Below are 5,834 nucleotides of genomic sequence, written 5' to 3'. Positions count from 1 at the left end.
AGTCAATCTGGGCCTTCATGATGCCGGTCATGGCCCCGTGACGCTCCGGAGAGCACCAGACCATGCCTTCCGACCAGAGAACCAGCTCCCGCAGCTCAGCCACTTTCGGGTGCGTCTCCGGCGCATCATCGGGCAGTGGCAGGCCGGACGGGTTGAAAATTTTCACCTCCGCGCCCATGGCCGTCAGCAGCCGGGCACCTTCTTCCGTTGTCAGCCGGCTGTAAGAGCGCGCCCGCAGCGAGCCGTAGAGCATCAGGATGCGGGGCGGATGCGTTATCTCTCTGGCCTTCAGCTTATCTTCCGTCAGCGGCGCGTCCAGGAGGGCCGGATCGATATTTTTCAGGGCATCAGTCAGGTTGTTCACAATGGGGTCTCTTCGGGAGTCTTTGCGGGTGACAGACTGCAGCTGCCGCCTGCGCAGCATTCTTCTGTCAGAAAGGCCATCAATTGCTCAAGCTGCGCATAGCAGGGCCTGCAGAACAGGGTACGACTCTGCCGTTCCTGGCTTATGAGTCCAGCGGATATCAGCGCTGAAAGATGATGGCTGAGCGTGGAGGCAGGAATCTCAAGGTGCTTCTGCAGTTCGCCAACCGGCAGGCCTTCATGACCCGCCCTGACCAGCTCCCGGTATATGCTGAGACGTGTCGGGTGGCCCAGTTCTCGAAGTGCGTTTGCAGCAGTGTTTAAATCCATAATACCTCCTTTATCTATATTTCCAGAATAATAGAAATATAGCCTGCGTCAATCGTTTCTGCCGTGAGGGTACCGCTTTCCCAATCATGCTCTGTCCGCCAGGTTATGGGGGGCAGAGCCAGAGCACTACCGAAATCCTTGCGAATACCCGTGCAGGGAATAATTTCCGCCCCCTTTATGGCCGGAAAAAAAACTGATAAACGTCGCCTTTTCAGAAGGTTGCTTTCTTAACGTGGTTTTTCGCATGGTTGGACCTCAGACCCCGATGATGACTGTATGGCCTGTTTGCGGGCCTTACGGGCTGAAAATACCAGCCTGCTGGAGCAGTCCCGATCGCTCAGAACCGGCTATGCAAAACTCTATGCCGAGGTGAAGGTTGTCCGGGATGAGAATAAAATTGTGGGCTACATCATTTCAGCGGTCGACGTCGTGGTGGCCGGTGCGGCCATCTTTGGTGGGATCGTCATGATGTCCTCAATGACGCCGGTGGGCGTGGTGGCCGGCGCGGTGATTGTCGTAAATGGCTTTAACACGATTTCACGGGAAGCCGCGCACAACCTCCTCGGTGATAAGCAGACGGAGGGAATATTCGCTGACGGCTCGATGGAGATCGCTGAATTTCTGGGCTTCAGCCGGCAGCAGGGGCTGGGGACGTATAAGGCTGTCACACTCTTCAGCGAAGTCTACGGCGCGTATGGCCTGAGGCTGAAACCCGAAGCACAACGGCTGTGGTACTGGACCAGGCCCGATTTCTTCAGGAAAGTATCCGGCACCCCCCGTCCCGCAATGGCGCTTAAAATTGCGGGATGGGGGGTTAAAGCCAAAGTGGCGCTTGATTTACTGACTATTGAGCCTTCCGGGAAATAGTCTTCTGCAGGCGGAATGCTTTCCAGCCCAGTACAGGAGGGAAGGTCACCCAGGCAATGATCAGGACTACAAGGGAACTCATGCCCCCGGAAAGAATGTGTGTCCGGCTGCCGGCAATGAGGGTGACCAGCATAACCAGAACCAGCGCGACAGTGATCCATACCGACACCCGGAAGCGCCGTGAGAGCGCATCGATGAGATGCTGCATGGTGCCTCCGCCTGCTGCAAGCCGGCCCTGTAAATTGTCCACTTCGTTCTTGCTAAAACCTGCCTCAAGCAGCTCTTTCTCACTGATAGCCATCACGTCCTCCCTAATCAGGCGAAAGTATACTGTACCAGACCAATAATCCCCAGGTGACCGGCGTAAGCATAATAAAAGAAATTACGCGGCATGAAACGCCTGCGGCCCTCCGGACAGATTTGCCTGCAGAATGAAACCACTGCCAGGGGGAATGCCAGAGTAGGCAGCGTGGCCAGTAATAATGTTTCTGCGGGCATATCCAGGAGATGCGATAACCCGTTTAAACAAATCAGTGACAGCACGGCAGTGATGGCCGCCAGACGCTGCACTTCGGGTTTTTCGTTGCCAGAAACGGTTGCCATACTGATGGCCAGCGTTATTCCTGCCAGCCCGTAGCTTGCCGGCTGCAATGGCCAAATCATGATGGCCAGGAGCAGATATCCCACAAACATTCCTTTCAGGCCGTGCTGGTACTGCAGGGCAATCAGCTGCGTGACGCCGGCAAACACGAACAGAATGTTCAGGGCCCACCAGGGCTGGTGATGCCAGAAGGCCAGGCTGAACACCGGCTGCGTGATGACTGCCCAGATCCACAGACGATTGGCTCTCTTCTGCAGTCGTTCCGGGGTACGCTGTACGTTCATCGCCCATATAAGCGTGAACAGGGGGAAGGCCATCCGGCCAAGCGCATACATCACCGGCAATGCTGGCGACAGAAACACCGTATTGATGTGGTCGATAATCATGGCCAGAAGTGCGAGAAGTTTGACCATATCGAGAGCTGCGGGACTGAGCTGGCTGGCGTCCCGGATACTGGGAAGAACGTCGGGTACTGAATGATTCATGCTGTAGATTCCCCTGGCGACACACGGTTAACAGCCAGCCCTGAACATAATGCCAGAATGCCCTGCCGGTTTGCGTAGTGACCCTGATCTTTAGTTTCTCCAGAATCTTGCGCACTGCAAATTCTGATTTATCACGCAGCACGCGCATTGCGCCTGCCACATCCTTATTCTGAATACAAATACTTAAATTATGAAAATCGTTCACACCGCCCCCTTTCTTACACTCTTATTATCGGCTGCATGAATATTATATTTAGCGGAGTAGGAAAATTCCTAATAAAAATTCATATTAGCGCCCAAAATCTGGGCCAATTTATCGACCCTTTTATATATGTGGCGATCGCTCATGAATTATCTGTATTATTTGCTGAAATTTTTTCCCTGACCAGAGCGAAATCTTCACGAATAGATTTTGCGGCAGGCTTCCACCCTTTAGCCCATTCCTCGTTCATACGGCCTTCATTGACAATTTTGAGGGTGATGGCATAAGGGGTGCGCTGCAGTTTCTTCGACAGCCAGAGTATATGATCGTCGATTCTGTCATCCGGAATATCAGCAATAATCGAATGAATAAGGTCCAGGTCCTCCGGTGCCCACGGTTTTCCTGATCGCGGAAATACTTCATCCGGAAGGCGTGTTTTTTTTCCTTTTCTTCTTTTACCTGCTTTTTAGCTTCTTTTTCCGCAGTGATTAGGCGCTGCCGCTCCGTTAACCCTCCCAGAATTGCAACCGTCCTGACCATATTTTCACGCTGCTCACGTGTAATATTTACTTCACCGCATATAATGGCATTTAAAGTATCTACAAGGTTTTCCAGCTTGCTTTCTGTCAATTTTAATGTCATTCAGAAATCTCCTTAATCATTATTCTTTTTTAGCCCATCCTGATGCAGACTACGCCAGCGCCAGGGCTCTGTCTGACCCGGTTCTGACCAGAGTCCGACTGACTGACGGCGGGCTTCGGCCTCCAGAACAGCGTAGTCTGGCCGGACGGGTTTTCCGTGGTACCGGTATGCCCAGGCCAGGCCTTTGCGTACCTGTGCGGCATTTACATCCGTCATACCAAGCCATATGGTACCCAGCAGGCGTCCATAGCGATCCATTTCACTTCCCGTGACGGTTACGGGCCGCTGAGCCACCATCGATGAGAGTTCCTGACGTGAACGCTGACCATAGGGCTGGCTCTTTTCCGGCGCATCGATGCCAGCCAGGCGAACGCGCGTCAGTCGGTTTCCTGGATCAAGTATCTCAACGGTATCCCCGTCCAGCACGCGCACAATCCGGCCGCTGATATCTGCACTGGCCGAAAACGCCACAACGAACAGGACCAGTGAGCAGAACTTCCGTTTCATTATTTATTATCCCCGGTTGCATACCCTGCGGGTATTAAGCTCGTAAATTTCAACTCGGCTTATCCTCCAACGAGGCTTTTTAAAGGTATGCCAAACATTGAATGTAATTTCCTGATCATGGGCAGCGTCAGATTACGTTTGCGGTTAAGCACTTCATAGACCCGGTTAGATTTTCCAATTGCCGGCTCAAGATCTTTTACCGTCAGCCCCTGCTGTTCCATCCTGAATTTAATAGCTTCAATCGGGTCCGGGGCTTCGATAGGAAAGTGTTTGTTTTCGTATTCATTAATCAGCACACACATGATTTCGAAAAAGTCTCCCTCCGGGGTATCAGCAGGAGGCTCGTCATCAAACATAGGCTCTACAGCGCGTAACGCATCTTCATAGTCCTGTTCAGTTTTAATTGGTTTAATCTGCATAGGGTTTACTCCAGGCTGACAGTTTCAGCATCTATTTTGTCATATTCTTTATGCGTACCAATGAATTTGATAAACATCCATCCTCGCTGGTATGCAATCGCAACAATTAATCGATAGTCATTTCCCTTAATATTAAAAACCACTCGCCTGTTTTTAAGAATACTGGCACTGCGGTATTGTTCTTTGATTTCTGCCGGAGTTTTCCATTCAGCTTTACTGGCCTCATCTACCCAGGCTTTTAGCGGCTGCTCTGCATCGGGATTCGCCGTCCAGAAATCCCTCAGTGTCTTGATAGCGATTATCTTCATGTCATGATGATAGTCCCATTTTAGGACTACTTCAAGTTTTTTGTCCCGTTATGGGACTTAAATTTATCTGAAGATACAGGGGGCAGTTTGGAGACCGGAGTTTTTTTACGTTAAACGTATTATTTAACCGATCGCGAGGCGTAACGGAATGATTTTGCGTCAGAGGCTATCGCTTTTAAGTTAACGCCCTTGCGATATCGCAGTTGCGGTCCAGCTCTGCTGGCTGCACGGGATATGACCTGGTATATTGAGACAACCGCCAGGCGTTAATACAGGGATACAACGAAGGAAATCAAGGCTCAACAGTTTGTCACATCAACGGGACGACAGGTGCTTACCGACAACGGCCAGCAAGGTATGGGTTGCGTAGCAGGTATCGGCTGAACAGCTGAAAAGTGTCAGGGACGCGTAGCTTAAGCAATTTTTGCGAACTGCGCGGAACTGGATAACGACCAGTTTATCGAGACCATCGATTGGATTAGGCTCTATAAGCGCTGAATGCCACCATCAGGTATGTAACAGTTAAGTGATATACGAAGTGTAGGGATATTTTATGATTGGAGAATTAAAATCTGAGAGACAAACCATTGTGTACGGGAGGTCGCAATGAAAAACTGGACCAGAAACTTTATTGATGACATGAAGCATATCTGGCGGGAGTTCAGGCGGGATATTGCTGAAACTAATGCTAAAAAAAACCTCAATGATGATGATGTGGCTGGCGTTAGCCATTCCGTTGACTGGAATAATGTACCTGATTTAGATCCGCGAAAGGCGGTTAACAACCTCGATAACTTCTACTCACGGCAATTAAGGGGAACGGATAATCCAGGTACGCGATATCAGCACAGGAACTAAATGTTTTGCGCATGCGCAAAATGCAGCTGAGTCTGCATTTTTTTGACTAAAAGCAATGTTCGAATCTTTTTGTTACCTCGTTTGCTGATGCCCAGCAATGTTGTCCGGCCACCAGTGCTGTACTGACGGGTACCAGCCCTGTTGCCGCAGTAAAATCACGACTACTACCGTACTGCTTCCCGTCACCAACCTCAGTTGAAATGGTACTGGCCGTTAGCGGGGGTTGAAGGCCAACCGGACGAGAACGTACGC

At 50.8% G+C, this 5,834-nt stretch carries 9 protein-coding genes and 3 pseudogenes; 3 read left to right on the top strand and 9 right to left on the bottom strand.

Going from position 1 to position 5,834, the window contains the following annotated elements:
• Together HMPREF3143_RS21620 and HMPREF3143_RS21615 are read right to left on the bottom strand one after the other, a co-directional pair.
• On the bottom strand, positions 1–364 hold a 364-nt coding region (locus tag HMPREF3143_RS21620), incomplete at its 3' end, for an NAD(P)H-dependent oxidoreductase (RefSeq protein ID WP_084832207.1).
• Positions 361–693 (bottom strand): ArsR/SmtB family transcription factor, encoded by a 333-nt coding sequence (locus HMPREF3143_RS21615; RefSeq protein WP_001549890.1) that lies wholly within the window; start codon positions 691–693, stop codon positions 361–363. The genes HMPREF3143_RS21615 and HMPREF3143_RS21620, both read right to left, overlap by 4 nt.
• A 264-nt stretch (positions 694–957) precedes the next feature.
• On the opposite strand from HMPREF3143_RS21615, the pseudogene HMPREF3143_RS21610 reads away from it, so the two are divergent.
• A pseudogene (locus tag HMPREF3143_RS21610) lies at positions 958–1,560 on the top strand (DUF4225 domain-containing protein); the annotation flags it as partial.
• On the opposite strand, the gene HMPREF3143_RS21605 reads toward HMPREF3143_RS21610, so the two are convergent.
• The 6 genes from HMPREF3143_RS21605 to HMPREF3143_RS21580 form a co-directional block, all read right to left on the bottom strand.
• Positions 1,538–1,861: a hypothetical protein gene (locus HMPREF3143_RS21605; protein WP_032656054.1), complete on the bottom strand. Its 324-nt coding sequence runs from the start codon at positions 1,859–1,861 to the stop codon at positions 1,538–1,540. The pseudogene HMPREF3143_RS21610 and the gene HMPREF3143_RS21605 overlap by 23 nt on opposite strands.
• A 14-nt stretch (positions 1,862–1,875) precedes the next feature.
• On the bottom strand, positions 1,876–2,646 hold the full coding sequence (locus HMPREF3143_RS21600) for a TraX family protein (RefSeq protein ID WP_032656053.1): 771 nt from the start codon (positions 2,644–2,646) through the stop codon (positions 1,876–1,878).
• 448 nt (positions 2,647–3,094) lie between these two features.
• Positions 3,095–3,490: a hypothetical protein gene (locus HMPREF3143_RS21595; protein ID WP_254668450.1), complete on the bottom strand. Its 396-nt coding sequence runs from the start codon at positions 3,488–3,490 to the stop codon at positions 3,095–3,097.
• Positions 3,491–3,502: 12 nt separating this feature from the next.
• Positions 3,503–3,997: a thermonuclease family protein gene (locus tag HMPREF3143_RS21590; RefSeq protein ID WP_032656049.1), complete on the bottom strand. Its 495-nt coding sequence runs from the start codon at positions 3,995–3,997 to the stop codon at positions 3,503–3,505.
• 59 nt (positions 3,998–4,056) lie between these two features.
• Positions 4,057–4,416: a helix-turn-helix domain-containing protein gene (locus tag HMPREF3143_RS21585; protein WP_032656046.1), complete on the bottom strand. Its 360-nt coding sequence runs from the start codon at positions 4,414–4,416 to the stop codon at positions 4,057–4,059.
• A 5-nt stretch (positions 4,417–4,421) separates the two neighbouring features.
• Positions 4,422–4,724, bottom strand: a complete 303-nt coding sequence (locus tag HMPREF3143_RS21580; protein WP_029403837.1) for a type II toxin-antitoxin system HigB family toxin — start codon at positions 4,722–4,724, stop codon at positions 4,422–4,424.
• 291 nt (positions 4,725–5,015) lie between these two features.
• Here HMPREF3143_RS21580 and HMPREF3143_RS26395 point away from each other — a divergent pair.
• Positions 5,016–5,222, top strand: a pseudogene (locus tag HMPREF3143_RS26395) (hypothetical protein).
• Positions 5,223–5,330: 108 nt separating this feature from the next.
• Positions 5,331–5,582 carry a hypothetical protein gene (locus tag HMPREF3143_RS21575; RefSeq protein ID WP_032656042.1) on the top strand — a complete coding sequence of 84 codons (252 nt, stop codon included), beginning with the start codon at positions 5,331–5,333 and terminating at the stop codon, positions 5,580–5,582.
• Positions 5,583–5,629: 47 nt separating this feature from the next.
• Here the strand turns inward: HMPREF3143_RS21575 and HMPREF3143_RS25240 are convergent.
• Positions 5,630–5,834, bottom strand: a pseudogene (locus HMPREF3143_RS25240) (transposase); the annotation flags it as partial.

Source organism: Enterobacter sp. HMSC16D10, assembly GCF_001807145.1.
In the GTDB taxonomy this organism is placed as follows: Bacteria; Pseudomonadota; Gammaproteobacteria; order Enterobacterales; family Enterobacteriaceae; genus Enterobacter; species Enterobacter roggenkampii.
The sequence above is the reverse complement of the archived record's forward strand: the minus strand, read 5'-3'. Positions and strand labels throughout refer to the sequence as shown.